Annotated in this window: 14 protein-coding genes; 10 read left to right on the top strand and 4 right to left on the bottom strand. The window is 65.3% G+C overall.

Features of this window, described 5'->3' with window-relative positions:
* The first annotated feature begins 5 nt into the window (after nt 1–5).
* On the top strand, nt 6–638 hold the full coding sequence (locus CWS35_RS01985) for a DUF2865 domain-containing protein (RefSeq protein WP_024581900.1): 633 nt from the start codon (nt 6–8) through the stop codon (nt 636–638).
* Between the two features lie 112 nt (nt 639–750).
* The gene (locus CWS35_RS01980) at nt 751–906 is read left to right on the top strand and encodes a Thivi_2564 family membrane protein (RefSeq protein ID WP_061880958.1); all 156 of its coding nucleotides are present in this window, start codon (nt 751–753) and stop codon (nt 904–906) included.
* Nucleotides 907–994: 88 nt separating this feature from the next.
* Here CWS35_RS01980 and CWS35_RS01975 read toward each other — a convergent pair whose 3' ends face one another.
* Both CWS35_RS01975 and CWS35_RS01970 read right to left on the bottom strand, forming a co-directional pair.
* Nucleotides 995–3,157, bottom strand: a complete 2,163-nt coding sequence (locus tag CWS35_RS01975; RefSeq protein ID WP_024581901.1) for a malate synthase G — start codon at nt 3,155–3,157, stop codon at nt 995–997.
* 202 nt (nt 3,158–3,359) lie between these two features.
* Nucleotides 3,360–4,604 (bottom strand): MFS transporter, encoded by a 1,245-nt coding sequence (locus CWS35_RS01970; RefSeq protein WP_100950504.1) that lies wholly within the window; start codon nt 4,602–4,604, stop codon nt 3,360–3,362.
* Nucleotides 4,605–4,742: 138 nt separating this feature from the next.
* Here CWS35_RS01970 and CWS35_RS01965 point away from each other — a divergent pair, with 138 nt between their 5' ends.
* Complete coding sequence (locus CWS35_RS01965) at nt 4,743–5,684, top strand: AraC family transcriptional regulator (RefSeq protein ID WP_245438838.1); 942 nt, start codon at nt 4,743–4,745, stop codon at nt 5,682–5,684.
* 166 nt (nt 5,685–5,850) lie between these two features.
* Here the strand turns inward: CWS35_RS01965 and cysC are convergent, their stop codons facing one another.
* Nucleotides 5,851–7,770, bottom strand: coding sequence for an adenylyl-sulfate kinase (gene cysC / locus CWS35_RS01960; protein WP_100950500.1), 1,920 nt, complete (start codon nt 7,768–7,770; stop codon nt 5,851–5,853).
* Between the two features lie 24 nt (nt 7,771–7,794).
* On the bottom strand, nt 7,795–8,589 hold the full coding sequence (gene cysD, locus CWS35_RS01955; RefSeq protein WP_024581904.1) for a sulfate adenylyltransferase subunit CysD: 795 nt from the start codon (nt 8,587–8,589) through the stop codon (nt 7,795–7,797).
* A gap of 247 nt (nt 8,590–8,836) precedes the next feature.
* Between cysD and cysG the strand changes: the two genes are divergently transcribed.
* The 7 genes from cysG to cysT all read left to right on the top strand — a co-directional run bounded on the left by cysG (nt 8,837) and on the right by cysT (nt 15,640).
* Nucleotides 8,837–10,288, top strand: coding sequence for a siroheme synthase CysG (cysG, locus tag CWS35_RS01950; RefSeq protein WP_100950498.1), 1,452 nt, complete (start codon nt 8,837–8,839; stop codon nt 10,286–10,288).
* A complete protein-coding gene (locus CWS35_RS01945; protein ID WP_100950496.1) occupies nt 10,285–10,602 on the top strand; it encodes a DUF2849 domain-containing protein in 318 nt (105 codons plus the stop codon). Before cysG ends, CWS35_RS01945 begins: the two co-directional genes overlap by 4 nt.
* A gap of 39 nt (nt 10,603–10,641) precedes the next feature.
* Nucleotides 10,642–12,297, top strand: a complete 1,656-nt coding sequence (locus CWS35_RS01940) for a nitrite/sulfite reductase (protein WP_024581907.1) — start codon at nt 10,642–10,644, stop codon at nt 12,295–12,297.
* Nucleotides 12,284–12,799 carry a DUF934 domain-containing protein gene (locus tag CWS35_RS01935; protein WP_100950493.1) on the top strand — a complete coding sequence of 172 codons (516 nt, stop codon included), beginning with the start codon at nt 12,284–12,286 and terminating at the stop codon, nt 12,797–12,799. The genes CWS35_RS01940 and CWS35_RS01935 overlap by 14 nt, the downstream gene beginning before the upstream one ends.
* Nucleotides 12,796–13,524 (top strand): phosphoadenylyl-sulfate reductase, encoded by a 729-nt coding sequence (locus CWS35_RS01930; protein ID WP_100950491.1) that lies wholly within the window; start codon nt 12,796–12,798, stop codon nt 13,522–13,524. Before CWS35_RS01935 ends, CWS35_RS01930 begins: the two co-directional genes overlap by 4 nt.
* Before the next feature lie 270 nt (nt 13,525–13,794).
* Nucleotides 13,795–14,784, top strand: coding sequence for a sulfate ABC transporter substrate-binding protein (locus CWS35_RS01925; RefSeq protein ID WP_168226254.1), 990 nt, complete (start codon nt 13,795–13,797; stop codon nt 14,782–14,784).
* 49 nt (nt 14,785–14,833) lie between these two features.
* Entirely contained in the window at nt 14,834–15,640 is an 807-nt protein-coding gene (gene cysT / locus CWS35_RS01920) for a sulfate ABC transporter permease subunit CysT (RefSeq protein ID WP_080890839.1), read from the top strand.
* Nucleotides 15,641–15,647 lie beyond the last annotated feature (7 nt).

Genomic DNA, 15,647 nt, shown 5'->3' with positions numbered 1-15,647 from the left:
GCGGTATGATGAAGCTCAATTCCAGGCGGTGGGCGTTCGGGACGGCGGCATTGCTCGCTTTGTCCCTTGCGCCCGCGGCGCAGGCCCAGGATTTCTTCTCGCAACTGTTCGGCGGCTTCATCCAGGACCGCCCACCGGTGATCCGGATGCCGTTCGACGACGGCCCGGTGCCGATGGCGCCGCGGGTCGAACGCCGTGCGCGCTACGATGTCGGCCAGGCCTATTGCGTGCGCACCTGCGACGGCCGCTACTTCCCGCTGGCGGCGACCGGCAACCAGAGCAAGGCGGAAAGCTGCAACAGCTTCTGTCCGGCGAGCGCGACCGAGGTGGTCTATGGCGGCAACATCGACAACGCCGCGACCGAAGACGGCAAGCCGTACTCCGAACTGCCGAACGCATACCGCTATCGCGACCAGATCGTTTCGGGTTGCACCTGCAACGGCAAGGACCCCGTCGGCCTCGCGGCTGTCAAGATCGAGGACGATCCGACCCTGCGCAAGGGCGATATCGTCGCCGGCAAGGACGGGTTGATGGCGGTCGGCCGCCCGGATCGCCGCGGCGCGTCGCTCAACTTCACGCCGGCGCCGGATCGCGTCCGCGCCAAGTACGAACGTGCACCGGTGCTGGCGCGTGAATAGCATCGCCTCGACGGACGAGGCGCATTCGGTTCCGGCGTAGGGAACCGGTCTCATCTTCGCACGTTAGTTCAGTGCGAACACCACAATCACCGATGCCATCAGGGGGCCCCGCATGCTCGTCGGCGTACTCGTCACTTTCCTTGTCGTTATCCTGGTTCTTTATCTCATCAACATGCTGCCGCTCGACGGCCGCGCCAAGCAGATCGCACGGGTCGTCGTCATCATCATCGGCATCGTCTCGCTGCTGAAATATCTCGCGGTGTTTTAGGATCGCCGTTGCAAGCGAAACGACTTGTCTCCAACCAAAAAAGCCCCGGCGCATCGCCGGGGCTTTTGCTTGTCGCAGGATTCGCGGATCAGCCCGCGGCCTTGGCCTCGCGGCGGCGTGCGGTGAGGATGTATTCGGTGTAGCCGTTCGGTTGGGTGCGGCCCTCGAACACCAGATCGCAGGCGGCCTTGAACGCGACGCCATCGAATGACGGCGCCATCGGCTTGTAGAGACTGTCGCCGGCATTCTGCTTGTCGACCACGACGGCCATCCGCTTCAACGATTCCATCACCTGATCCCGGGTGATGACGCCCTGATGCAGCCAGTTCGCCAGATGCTGGCTCGAGATGCGCAGCGTGGCGCGATCTTCCATCAGGCCGACGTCGTGGATGTCAGGCACCTTGGAGCAGCCGACGCCCTGGTCGATCCAGCGCACGACGTAACCCAGGATGCCCTGGCAGTTGTTGTCGATCTCCTGCTTGACGTCGTCGGGCGCCCAGTTCGACTGCGACACCGGAATGGTGAGGATGTCGGACAGCTTGGCGCGCGGGCCGCCCTTGGCGAGCTCCTGCTGGCGGGCGATCACGTTGACCTGGTGATAGTGCAGCGCGTGCAGCGTGGCGGCGGTCGGCGACGGCACCCAGGCGGTGGTGGCGCCGGCCTGCGGATGGCCGATCTTCTGCGCCAGCATGTCCGCCATCTTGTCGGGCGCGGCCCACATGCCCTTGCCGATCTGGGCATGGCCGGGCAGGCCATCGACCAGACCGGTGTCGACGTTCCAGTCCTCATAGGCCTTGATCCAGGGCTGCGCCTTCATGTCGTTCTTGCGGATCATCGGACCCGCTTCCATCGAGGTGTGGATCTCGTCGCCGGTGCGGTCGAGGAATCCAGTGTTGATGAACATGATGCGCTTGGAGGCGCGCTGGATGCACGCCTTGAGGTTGACCGTGGTGCGGCGCTCCTCGTCCATGATGCCGACCTTGATGGTGTTCTCCGGCAGGCCGAGCATCTTTTCGACCTCGGCGAACAGGTCGCAGGTCAGCGTCACTTCATCGGGGCCGTGCATCTTCGGCTTGACGATATAGACCGAGCCGGTGCGGCTGTTCTTGGTCTTGGAATTGCCCTTGAGGTCGTGGATCGCGAGCAGCCCGGCGACCGCAGCATCGAGCAGGCCTTCCGGAATCTCCTCGCCCTTGGCGTCGAGCACCGCGTCGGTGAACATGTGGTGGCCGACATTGCGCATCAGCAGCAGGCTGCGGCCGTGCAGCTTCAGCTCGCCGCCGTCAGGCTTCTTGTAGACGCGGTCGGCATTGAGCGCGCGCGTCAGCGTCTTGCCGCCCTTCTCGAAATCGGCCGACAGCGTGCCGTTCATCAGGCCGAGCGTGTTGCGATAGACCAGCACCTTGTCCTCGGCGTCGACGGCGGCAACCGAGTCTTCCATGTCGAGGATGGTGGAGACCGCCGATTCCAGGATCATGTCGGCGACGCCGGCCGGATCGTCCTTGCCGATCGTGTTGTTGCGGTCGATCTTGACCTCGACATGCATGCCGTTGTTGACGAGCAGGATCGCGCTCGGGGACGCGGCGTCGCCCTGATAGCCGGCGAACTGCGCGCCGTTCTTCAGCGCGGTGGCGTTGCCGCTCTTCAGCTTGGCCGAGAGCTGGCCCGAGATCACGCTGTAGGAGGTCACGTCGGTGTGGCTCGCGGTCGCAAGCGGGACGGCGGCATCGAGGAAGGCCTTGGCCTTGGCGATCACCTTGTCGCCGCGGGCCTTGTTGTAGCCACGGCCAGCCTCGCTCGGATCGTGCGGGATCGCGTCGGTGCCGTAGAAGGCGTCGTACAGCGAGCCCCAGCGCGCGTTGGCGGCGTTCAGCGCGTAGCGGGCGTTGGTCAGCGGCACCACGAGCTGCGGGCCGCAGATCTTGCCGATCTCTTCGTCCACATTGGCCGTCTCGACCTTGTGGGTCGCCGGCTCCGGCAACAGATAGCCGATCTCCTTGAGGAAGGCGGTGTAGGCGTTGATGTCGAACGCCTTGCCCTTGTGGGCGCGATGCCAGTCGTCGATCTTGGCCTGTAGCGTGTCGCGCACGGCGAGCAGCTCGCGGTTCTTCGGTCCGAGCTTCTGGATAATAGCGGCAAGTCCGGCCCAGAACGCGTCCGGCGCGATCCCGGTCTTGGGCGTCGCCTCCTTGGCGATGAAATCGAACAGGACAGGAGCGATCTTCAATCCGTGGGCATCGACACGAGTCATGATGGGCTTTCTCAAAGAAATGGGGCGTTTAGGCGCTGTTTTCGAACGAAATCAGCAAAAAACGCGCCAAAGGGCCGCGTTCACGGCTCTTTTAGCCTTAAAGCCACGGCTCTGAGAAGGCCCCTTTGCCGGGCTCCGCTGCTGCGTCATGCCGCTGCAGGCGGAGCATCCGGGGTGTCGCGGTTCTCCCGCCTTGCGACGGTCAGGAAGGCCTGGTCCGGACCTTGGTCGCGATCAGCAGGACGGCGAGCAGCAGGGGAATGGCGCCGGCGACGAACACGGCGGGCGCGCCCATGACGTCGAGGACCAGCCCGCCGCCGGCGGCGCCCGTGGTGATGCCGAGGAAGATCGAGGCCACCGTCATTCCGGTGCCGCTTTCCGTCTCATCGGGCACCATGCGCGTGATCCAGGTCGTCGTCGCCACAGGAACGCCGCTGAAGGCAAAGCCCCAGAGCGCGACCAGCACCAGCGCGGGAACGACATCCTTGCCATAGGCCGCAAGCAACAGGCCGACCAGGCCGATGAGGAACGGCATCGCGATCATCGTGAGCTTGAGTTTGCGTTCGGCCAGGAAGCCGCTCACGAACGAGCCGAGATAGTTGGCAACGCCGAATGCGAGCAAGGTCGCGGCGACGCCGGCCGCGCTCAGCCCGGTCACGTTTTCAAGGAACGGGCGGATGTAGCCGAAATAGCCGAAATGTCCGGTGAAGACCAAGGTCGCCGCCAGGATGCCGGCGCCGATCCCCGGACGTTGCAGGATCTCGATCAAGGTGCCGAACCCGGCTGCTCCCCTCGGGGCCAGACGCGGCAGCACCAGCGCCTGCACCACGAACACGATGCCGGCAAACGCCGTCGCCAGCAGGAACACGGCGCGCCAGCTCATTACCTCGCCGAGATAGCTGCCGAGCGGCACGGCGATGATCATTGCGGCGGGAACGCCGCTCATCACGATCGACAAAGCGCGCGGCACCAGCGCTGTCGGCACCAGGCGGATCGTCGTCGCCGCCGCCATCGCCCAGAAGCCGCCGAGGGCGAGGCCGAGCACGATCCGCGCCGTGAGCAGGAAGGTGATGTTGGGCGCCAGCGCCACTAGCAGATTGGAGATTGCCAGAAGAACAGCGAAGCTGAGCAGCACCGGCTTACGATTGAAACTGCGCGTCAATGTCGGGGTGAACAATGCGCCGACCAGGCCGGCCAGCGAGGTCGTCGTCACCGCCTGGCCGGCGAGGCCGGGGCTCACGCCGAGATCCCGCGCCATCGGCGTCAGCAATCCGGACGGCAGAAACTCCGCCGTCAGAAGGGCAGTGACACCCAGCATCATCGCAGCGACCGCCAACCATGCCGGCTTTTCCGACGCGAGCGGTTCAGCCCCGCGCGCCACGTCGCGCGCCGTCAGCGCGACCAGATCATCTGCCTGCGTCAGAGCGGGGTTTACTTCCTGATCCATCGACTGACTTCCATCCTGTGCTGCGGTGCCGCACACATAGGCTGGAGATTTCGGAGTATCTATGCCATAAACGCTCCAATGTTTGATCGTGCGTCCAAATCATCTGCCGGCCCTCCGGCAGACGCTGTCGTTGATCTGGTGAGCGAACTGCTGCTCGGCATGCGGCTCGAGGGGGTTCACTACCGCCGGGTCGCGACCAGGGCGCCGTTCGGCTTTCGGTTCGAGACGCCGGTCGGGCGCGCCCAGTTTCACTTCGTTGCGCATGGCACCGCGTTTCTGCGCTACGCCGATGGGCAGGTGCTGCCGCTGGGATGCGGTGATGCCATCTTCCTGCCGCGCGGCGGCGCGCACGATCTCGTCTCGGCTGCGGACGAGCCGAGCTTCGATGTCGAGCGCTTCGAGACCGAGACGCTGTGCGGCAATGTCGATGTGACCTCGGCCTGTCCTGAGGGATGCCCGGATGGCGAGCGGGTGCTGATCTTCAGCGCGTGCATGAACTTCGATCTCGGCGGCATGCGTCCGCTGATCGCCCAGATGCCGGAAGTCATGCAGGTTGGCACAATGCTCGCGCGCGAGCCGGAGATCGAACCGATCCTGAAGGCGATGGAGCGCGAGACCTGTACGCCGCGGGTCGGCTCCGTCGGCGTCATGGCGCGGCTCGCCGATGTTCTTGCCGCCTCGATCGTGCGGGCCTGGGTTGAGTGCGGTGGCGACAAGGCCGTTGGCTGGTTCGAGGCCCTGCGCGATCCGCGTCTCGGCCGTGCCATCGGCGCGCTGCATCGCGCGCCCGGCCGCAACTGGACGGTTGCCGAACTGGCGGCGGAGGCCGGTTGCTCGCGCTCGCTGTTTGCCGAACGCTTCCAGTCGATGACCGGACTGTCGCCCGCGCGCTATCTGGCCGAATTGCGCATGCGCCTTGCGGCGCAGTGGATCGAGCATGAACGCCAGCCGATCGATCTGGTCGCGCGCCAACTCGGCTATGCGTCGCAAGCGGCCTTCAGCCGCGCCTTCAAGCGGATCACCGGGCAATCGCCCGGGATGATGCGGCAGGCGGCGGGAAGCCAGCGCGCCGCGGAATAATTGCGCGCGATGCGGTCGCGTGACGATGCACATCTCGTCTTACACACCGCCGTCATGCCTCGCTTCAAGCGGGCATCCAGTACGCCGGGGGCTATCGGCTCAAGCACCGATGTCTCTGGAATACTGGGTCGTCCGGTCAAGCCGGACGACGACAGATCAGGCAGTCCTAGATGTTCGCCGCGAGATCGGTCAGTTCGTCGAACAACACGCCGGTCTCGGCCAGCATCCGCTCGATCTCGTCGGTGGCCTCGGTGACTGAGCGGTTCGAGGTGTCGATGGTCAGCTCATTGCCGGTCGGCGGCTGGTAGTCGTTGGTGATGCCGGTAAACGAGGGCAATCCGCCCGAGCGCGCCTTGGCGTAATGGCCCTTGGGATCGCGGGTCTCGCAGACCTCGGCGGGTGTCGCGACATAGATTTCTCGGAATGCACTGTCGGCGATCCGGCGTGCGGCGGCGCGGTCGGCTGCCGATGGCGACACCGCGGCGACGATCGCGATATGGCCGTTGCGCGCCAGATGGGTTGCGACCTCGGCGAGGCGGCGGATGTTCTCGGCGCGATCCTGCGGCGAGAAGCCGAGATCGCTGTTGAGGCCCGCGCGCAGCGTGTCGCCGTCGAGCAGGATCGGCGAGCCGCCAATGCTGAACAGGCGCCGCTCCAGCGCTTTCGCCAAAGTCGACTTGCCCGAGCCGGGCAGGCCGGTCAGCCAGATCACCGCGCCATTGTGATGGTAGCGCGCCGAGCGTTCATCCAGCCGCAGCGCGGATTCCACCGGCACGATATCGACCGGCACCGCGGGCCGGCCGGCGTCGACCGACAGCACGAGGCCACCGCCGGCGATACGGCCGTTGACTTCGATCACCAGGCGTCCGGTGCGCGGATTGTCGGTGTAGGGATCGGTCGCGACCGGCTGCGCCAGCGAGATGTCGATCTCGCCGACATGGTTGCGCGCGATCGCCGAGTTCTCTTCGTTCGACAGCGCGCCGGGATCGATCGCCTTCTCGATCGCGACCACGGTGGCGCGGCTTTCCTTGGTGCCGAGCCGGATCAGGATCTGCTCGCCCTTGGTCAGCGGCTTGTCGTGCAGCCAGAAGATCCGCGCGCGGATGCGGCGGGTGTCGCGCGGGCTCTGCCCGGCATGGCCGATGATGTCGCCGCGCTCGAGGAACAGTTCGCGGTCGAGCGTGATGCCGACCGAGCGTCCGGCGCCCTGCGGACCGTTGACCGGCGTCACCGGCCAGCTCTCGACCGTCTTGATCTTCGCGATCTTCCCGGTCGGCATGATGACGATTTCGTCGCCGGCCTTCAGGCTGCCGGATTCGACGCGGCCGGCCACGATGCGACGGTCGTCGAACTTGTAGATCGCCTGCACCGGCAGCCGCAGCGCCAGTTCGGCCAGCGGCTTTGCCGGCTCGAGCGCATCGAGCGCCTCGACCACGGTCGGTCCCTTGTACCAGTCGATCCGCGGCGTGTGCTCGGCGACGCCGTCACCATCGCGCGCGGAGATCGGAACCACGGCGGTCGGCGTTACGCCGAGACCGATCAGATGCGCGGAAATCTCCGCGCTGATCTCGTTGAATCGCGCGGAGCTGAAATCGACCCGATCCATCTTGTTGACGACGACCGCGACCTGCTTCACGCCGAGCAGATGCAGCAGATAGCCGTGCCGGCGGGTCTGCGAACGGACGCCTTCGAGCGCGTCGATGATCAGCACCGCGCCATCGGCCTGCGAGGCACCGGTGATCATGTTGCGCAAGAACTCGGCATGGCCGGGCGCGTCGATCAGCACCACATCGCGCGAGCGGGTGCGGAAGCGGATCTGGGTGGTGTCGATGGTGATGCCCTGGTCGCGCTCAGTCTGTAGCGCGTCGAGCAGGAACGACCATTCGAACGGCATGCCGCGCCGCGCGCTGACCGCCTTCAGCATCTCCAGCTTGCCGTCCGGCAGGCTGCCGGTCTCATGCAGCAGACGGCCCACCAACGTGGATTTGCCGTGGTCGACATGGCCGACGATGACGATGCGGACCTGGGGACGCGTGGTGCCGTTCGGGGTCGCCGAGATCGAGGCGGTCGGAAGGATCATGTTCATCGGAGTGCTCACGCCAGACTTGGATCAGAGATAGCCGGCGACGCGCAGCCGCTCGAACGCATCCTCGGTCTCGTGGTCGAGCGCGCGGCCGGCGCGCTCCGGGATCTTGGTGGCATCGAGCTCGGCCAGGATCTCGTCGATGTTGGACGCTGTGGAGGCCACCGGGTTGGTGATGTCCTGATCGCCGAGCGAGCGATAGCGCTTGCCGTCCTTGGCGAGATAGAGCGGGATGATCGGAATGCCTTCGCGCTTGGTGTAGGCCCAGATGTCGGCCTCGGTCCAATGCAGGATCGGGTGGATGCGCAAGTGAGCGCCTTGCGGCGGCGATGCATTGAAGTGATCCCAGAACTCCGGCGGCTGGTCGCGCACGTCCCATTCACCCTCGAGGCCGCGTGGCGAGAACACGCGCTCCTTGGCGCGGGTCGCTTCCTCGTCGCGGCGGATGCCGGCGATCAATCCATCGAAGCCGTATTTATTGAGAGCGAGCTTCAGGCCCTCGGTCTTGCGCGCCGCGGAGCGCGCGGCCGGCGGCAGGGTCGGGTCGACGCTGTCGATCGGCGGGCAGGGCTCGACGCGGAGGTCGAGATCCCATTCCTTGCCGAAGCGATCGCGGAACGCATACATCTCGGGAAACTTCTTGCCGGTGTCGACATGCATCGCCGGGAACGGGACCCGGCCGAAGAACGCCTTGCGCGCCAGCCAGATCATCACGTTGGAATCCTTGCCGAGCGACCACAGCAGCGCGAGCTTCTTCAGCCGGGCGAACGCCTCGCGCAAAATATAGATGCTCTGGGCCTCCAGCTCGTCCAGGTGATCCATCGTCGGAGGGGTCTGAAGAGCCGAAACTCCCGGCACGGAAGATGCTTGTGCAAGGGCTGCGGAGCGCGTTCCGGCAGCGGCGGATTCGTTGTCGAGAAGATGCATCTCTTGGCCTTGGCCTGTGGAGTTGAAAATTCTAAAGTTGCGCTGCAATAGAGAAGAAATAATTTTCTCTTTGCTGGGCTTGATCGAGAGATAAATAGAAAATAATTTCAGTCAACCCCCAAATTGGGGAAGCGAGTGTCTGATGCGATACCTGCCTGTGTTTCTGGATCTGCAAAGCGGCAAGGTGCTGCTCGTTGGAGCGGGCGAGCTCGTGCGCGCCAAGTTGCGGCTGCTCGCGGCTGCCGGCGCCGCCGTGCGCTGGTACGCGACCGATGGCGATCATGAGCTCTCCGGCATCGCGGCAGAGGACGCCGCGCGCATCGAGCGCGCCGAGGGCGATCCGCTTGCGGCCGATCTCTCCGACGTCATCGCCATTCTCTGTGCCGGTGCAGGCGACATCGGGGTTGCGATGTCGGTGCGCGCGAAGGCTGTCGGCCTGCCGGTCAATGTGATGGACGACCTCGTCCATTCCACCTTCATTATGCCGGCGATCGTCGATCGCGGCGACGTCGTGGTCGGGGTCGGCACCGGCGGCACGTCGCCGGTGGTGGCTCGCCGCGTCCGCGAGACGATCGAGGCGGTGCTGCCGGCACGGATCGGCGATCTCGCCGGCTTCATCGGCCGCTTCCGCAAATCGATGCATGCACGCATCGACGAGTTTCCGCTGCGCCGCCGTTTCTGGGAGCGTATCGTCGATGGCCCGATCGGCGCGCTGGTGCTGGCCGGCCGCAAGGACGAAGCCGAGCAGGCGCTCAACGCAATCGCCGATCCCGCCGCCTTCGCCGGCGCTGATGCTGAAGGCAAGGCCGTTGGTCATGTCACCTTGGTCGGCGCCGGTCCCGGCGATCCGGACCTGCTCACGGTGAAGGCGCTGCGCGCGTTGCAGGATGCCGACGTCGTGTTCTATGACGAATTGGTGTCGGCTGAGATTCTCGACCGCATCCGGCGCGATGCGACGCGGATTCCGGTCGGCCGCCGTGTCGGCAAGCCCGGCATCGGCCAGGACGCCATCAACCATCTGATGATCGAGGCCGCGCAATCCGGCCAGCGCGCGGTGCGGCTGAAGGGCGGTGATCCCTTTATCTTCGGCCGCGGCGGCGAGGAGATCGAGGCGCTGCGCGATGCCGGTGTCGCCTACTCCATTATTCCCGGCGTCTCCGCCGGTCTCGGCGCGGCCGCGCAATTCGAGGTGCCGCTGACCTTCCGCCACGAGGCGCTGCGCATCACCTTCCTGACCGCGCACAAGGCGCGCGACGCCGAGGTGGTCGACTGGTCGGTGCTGACCGACAAGAAGATGACCGTCGTCGTCTACATGGGCATGACCGCGGCGCCGTCGATCCGCGAAGGCATGCTCGCCGCCGGCCGTTCGCCGGAGACGCCGGTCGGCGTGTTCGCGCGCGTGACGCGGCCGGATGCCAAGGCCGCGGTCGGCACGCTGGCGCGGCTGCCCGAGCTGGTCAAACAGGTCGATGGCGGTCCCGCTGTTCTCATCATCGGCGACGTGGTCGCGCACTCCGCGCCGTGGAGCCGATCCAACGTCACCCAATTGTTCTCCAACCAGATGTTCTCCGAACTGCTGAAAGCTGCCGAATGACCTCTCCGCTCGAACAGAAGAAAATCAGGATCACGGGCCCCTCGATGGTCACCGCCAACCGGACCTGGGACGGCGCCGTGGTGTACCGGACCGCCAAGCAGGGCTGGTCCACCGAACTCGCCGACTCCGCGATCGTCACCACGTCCGACGAGGCCCGCGCGCTGCTCGCCGAAGCCGCCGCCGACGACGTCGGCGCGGTCGGCCCCTACATCGCGCCGGTCGAGCTCAAGGACGGCGGCAAGGTCAATCCGGGCAACCTGCGCGAACATATCCGCGCCAAGGGCGTCACCATCGATCTCCAGGTCCCCGCGTAAAGCGCGCCGGCACAAGACGCGTTGTAAGGCTTATCGAACATGTATGCATATGACGAACTCGACCGCACGCTGATCAACGAGCGTGTTTCGGAATTTCGCGACCAGGTGAAGCGCCGCCTTTCCGGCGAGCTCACCGAGGACGAATTCAAGATCCTGCGCTTGCAGAACGGCGTGTATTTGCAGCTGCACGCCTACATGTTCCGCGTCGCGATCCCCTACGGCACGCTGTCGTCGAAGCAGCTGCGCCGCTTCGCCCACGTCGCGCGCCGCTACGATCGCGGCTACGGCCATTTCACCACCCGGCAGAACATCCAGTTCAACTGGATCAAGCTCGCCGAGCTGCCCGACGCGCTGGCCGATCTCGCCGAGGTCGGTATCCACGCGATGCAGACCTCCGGCAATAATATGCGCAACGTCACCTCGGACCAGTGGGCCGGGGTCGCGCCGGGCGAGATCGAGGATCCGCGGATCTGGTCGGAGCTGATCCGCCAGCACACCACGTTGCATCCGGAATTCTCGTTCCTGCCGCGCAAGTTCAAGATCGCGATCACCGCGTCGGAGCATGACCGCGCCGCGATCAAGATCCACGACATCGGCCTGCGGCTGCACAAGAATGCCGACGGCGAGACCGGCTTCGAGGTGCTGGTCGGCGGCGGCCTCGGCCGCACGCCGTTCATCGCCAAGACCATCAAGCCGTTCGTCTCCGGCCGCGATATCCTGAGCTACATCGAGGCGATCCTGCGGGTCTACAACCAGTACGGCCGCCGCGACAACATCTACAAGGCGCGCATCAAGATCCTGGTGCACGAACTCGGCATCGAGAAATTCGCCAAGGAAGTCGACGAGGAGTGGAAGGCGATGGGCGATGTCGGGCTGACGCTCGATCACGCCGCCATCGAGGAGGTCCGCTCGCGCTTCTCCTACCCGGCCTACGAAAAGCTCCCGCACATGCCGGACGAGCTGAAGCAGGCCGCGCATGATCCGCTGTTCGAGCGCTGGCGCAAGAACTCGGTGTTTCCGCACAAGGTGCAGGGCTACTCGATCGTCGTGCTGTCGCTGAAGCCGGTTGGCGGCCCTCCGGGCGATGCCACCGCCGAGCAGATGGACGCGGTCGCCGACCTCGCCGACAGATATTCGTTCGGCGAGATCCGCGTCGGCCACGAGCAGAACCTGGCGCTGCCGCACGTCGCCAAGCGCGACCTGCCTCAGCTGTTCAAGGCGCTCGACCGCCTCGGCCTCGCGACGCCGAACGTCAACCTCGTCACCGACATCATCGCCTGCCCGGGGCTGGACTATTGCTCGCTGGCCAACGCGCGTTCGATCCCGATCGCGCAGGAATTGACGCGGCGTTTTGCCAACCACGACACCGCCGACCTGATCGGCCGGCTGCATATCAACATCTCCGGCTGCATCAATGCCTGCGGCCATCACCATGTCGGCCATATCGGCATTCTCGGCGTCGAGAAGAATGGTGAGGAATTCTACCAGATCACGATTGGTGGCCGCGCCGACGAGAACGCGCAATTGGGCACCTTGATCGGCCCGGCCGTTCCCTATGCGGAGGTCGCCGACGTGATCGAAGACATTGTCGAAGCCTATCTCGCGCTGCGCGACCGTCCCGAGGAATTGTTCGTCGATACGGTGAAGCGTCTGGGCGTCGAGCCGATCAGGGAGCGCGTCTATGCCACTCGTTAAGCAGGGAAGACTGACCACGGACCTGTTCGTCCACGTCGCCGACGGCGCCGAACTGCCGGGCGATGGCGCGGTGCTGGTGACTGCCGAACGGTTTCTCGCCGATCCCGAGGCGCTGCTGCGCCGCGCCGGCAAGGTCGGCGTGATCTGGCCAAACAACCGCGCGCTCGACGAGTTGGTCCCACATCTCGATCGCCTCGCCACGGTCGCGCTGGTGTTCCCGACCTTCCGCGACGGCCGTGCCTACAGCCAGGCGCGCCTGCTGCGCGAGCGTTATGGCTATGACGGCGAGCTGCGCGCCACCGGGCAGATCCTGCGCGACCAGTTCGTGTTCATGACCCGCGCCGGCTTCGATGCCTTCGAGGTGAAGAAGGACGCCGACGCCGATGCCTTCGCCGCGACCATGCAGCGCTATTCGGTGTTCTACCAGCCGACCGGCGACGGTCGCGTCACCGCACTCAACCGCCGCATGCAACTGCGTCACTCGGAGAGCGCGGGCCAGTGAGCACGCTTGCACCAGAGCTCGCTACGACGCCGGCCGCATTGCCCGCGGCTGACGCGCTCGATCGCGCCTTGCGGACGGCTTCGCCCGCCGAGGTGATCGCTGCGGCGCTGGAGACCGTCGGCCGCGAGAAACTGGCGCTGGTGTCGTCGTTCGGCACTGAATCCGCTGCGCTGCTCAAGGTGATGGCGGATGTCGATCCTGCGATCCCGGTGGTGTTCCTCGATACCGGCTGGCTGTTCGAGGAGACGCTGGCCTATCGTGACACGTTGATCGCCACGCTCGGCCTCGCCGACGTGCGTTCGATCAAGCCCGACGAAGAGGCGCTGGCGCGCCAGGATGCGGACCGCGAATTGTGGTTCACCGATCCCGACGCCTGCTGTCGCATCCGGAAGGTGGAGCCGCTGGCGCGGGCGTTGAAGCCGTTCTCCGGCTGGATCAACGGCCGCAAGCGGTTCCAGGGCGGTGCCCGCACCGAGATCCCCGTCGTCGAGGACGACGGCGTCAGGCTGAAATTCAATCCGTTCGCCAACGTCTCCCGCGAGGAGATCGAGGCGATCTACGCGCTCGGCAGACTGCCGCCGCATCCACTTGTCGCATCGGGATATCAGTCGGTCGGGTGTATGCCTTGCTCGAGCCGGTCCGCAGCCGGCGAGGATGCACGCGACGGCCGCTGGCGTGGCCGGGCGAAGACGGAATGCGGCATCCATACGATGAAGCTGTCGTAGGGCTTGATCCGGAACGGTGCGAAGCGGCATCCCCTGCGATAAGCGTGAAGCGTTTGCGCGGAGATCATGCTCCGAAAGAAGCGTTCGGTCGCGGTGCTGGTTCATCGCGATTTGGTGACGCGACAAAGCCTTCGCAGCGCGGCTGCTTCGTAGCACAAGCGCGCTGCGCCGCTGAAAACAAAGAAAACCGGTTTCGTTGACTTAAGGCCACTTCACCGTGAGTTATGTCTGGCGTGTTCCCTGACATTCTCAGGTTGAATGGAGACCAAAATGATCCGTCGTATGCTGCCGCTGGTCGCGGGACTGTTGTGGGCGAGTTCGGCCTTCGCGGCCGACTATTCGCTGCTCAACGTGTCCTATGATCCGACGCGCGAGCTCTATGTCGATTTCAACAAGGCGTTCGCCGCGGCCTATCAGAAGGAAACCGGCAAGAGCGTCGAGATCAAGCAGTCGCATGGCGGCTCGGGCTCGCAGGCGCGCTCGGTGATCGACGGATTGCAGGCGGATGTGGTCACGCTGGCGCTCGCCTACGACATCGATGCGATCGCGGGCAAGGGTCTGCTCGCCACGGACTGGCAGAAGCGGTTGCCACTCAACGCGTCGCCCTACACCTCGACCATCGTGTTCCTGGTGCGCAAGGGCAATCCCAAGGGGATCAAGGATTGGGACGATCTGGTCAAGCCGGGCGTTGCCGTGATCACGCCGAACCCGAAGACCTCCGGCGGTGCGCGCTGGAACTATCTCGCCGCCTGGGGCTATGCGCAGAAGAAGTTCGGCTCCGCCGACAAGGCGAAGAAGTTCGTCGCTGACCTCTACCAGAACGTCCCGGTGCTCGACACCGGCGCGCGCGGCTCGACCGTGACCTTCGTGGAGCGCGGTGTCGGCGACGTGCTGCTCGCCTGGGAGAACGAGGCCTTCCTGGCGCTGCGCGAATTCGGTCCGGACAAGTTCGAGATCGTGGCGCCGGCGCAGTCGATTCTGGCCGAGCCGCCGGTCGCCGTCGTCGACACCGTCGCCGACAAGAAGGGCACCCGCGCGGTCGCCGAAGCCTATCTGAAGTACTGGTACACCAAGGAAGGCCAGGAGATCGCCGCCCGCAATTCCTACCGGCCGCGCGATCCCGAGATCGCCAAGGAGTACGAGAAGTCCTTCGCCAAGGTCGAACTTTTCACCATCGACGACGTTTTTGGTGGTTGGACCAAGGCGCAGAAGGAGCACTTCGCCGAGGGCGGCATCTTCGATCAGATCTACAAGAACTGATGAACATGCAGGGGGAATCGTGAGCACAGCGGTTGCACGGCGCAGTACCCTGCCAGGGTTCGGTCTCACCATGGGACTGACCCTGACATGGCTGTCCGTCATCATCCTGATTCCGCTGGCCGCGCTGTTCCTCAAGACATCAGAGCTCAGCTTCGATCAGTTCTGGAGCATCGTCACCAGCCGCCGCACGCTGAACGCGCTGAAGATCTCGTTCGGGCTGTCGTTTGCGGCCGCTTGCGTCAACCTGGTGATGGGCACCATCATCGTCTGGGCGCTGGTGCGCTATCGCTTTCCGGGCCGGCGGCTGTTCGATGCCATCGTCGATATTCCCTTTGCGTTGCCGACCGCCGTCGCCGGCGTCGCGCTGACGCAATTGTTCGCGCAGAAGGGTTGGCTCGGCGCGCCGCTCGCCGAGCTCGGCATCAAGGTCGCGTTCACGCCGATCGGCATCTTCATCGCGATGATCTTCATAGGCATTCCCTTCGTGGTGCGCACGGTGCAGCCGGTGCTGATTGATCTCGATCCCGAGATCGAGGAGGCGGCCGCGAGCCTTGGCGCCAATCGCTGGCACACCGTGTTTCGCGTCATCCTGCCGAGCCTGATCCCGGCGCTGCTCACCGGCTTTGCGCTCGCCTTCGCCCGCGCCATCGGTGAGTACGGCTCGGTGATCTTCATCGCCGGCAATCTGCCCAACGTCTCCGAGATCGCGCCGCTGCTGATCGTGATCCGGCTGTCCGAGTTCCGCTATGCCGATGCCACCGCGATCGCGGTCGTGATGCTGGTGGCCTCGTTCCTGATCATCTTCCTGATCAACCGGCTGCAACGCTGGGCGCAAGCCCGCATCCCCGTGCATTGAGGTCGCA

It is taken from the genome of Bradyrhizobium sp. SK17 (genome assembly GCF_002831585.1).
Classification (GTDB): domain Bacteria; phylum Pseudomonadota; class Alphaproteobacteria; order Rhizobiales; family Xanthobacteraceae; genus Bradyrhizobium.
Note: the sequence above shows the minus strand (reverse complement) of the source record. Positions and strands in the feature narration are given on the sequence as shown.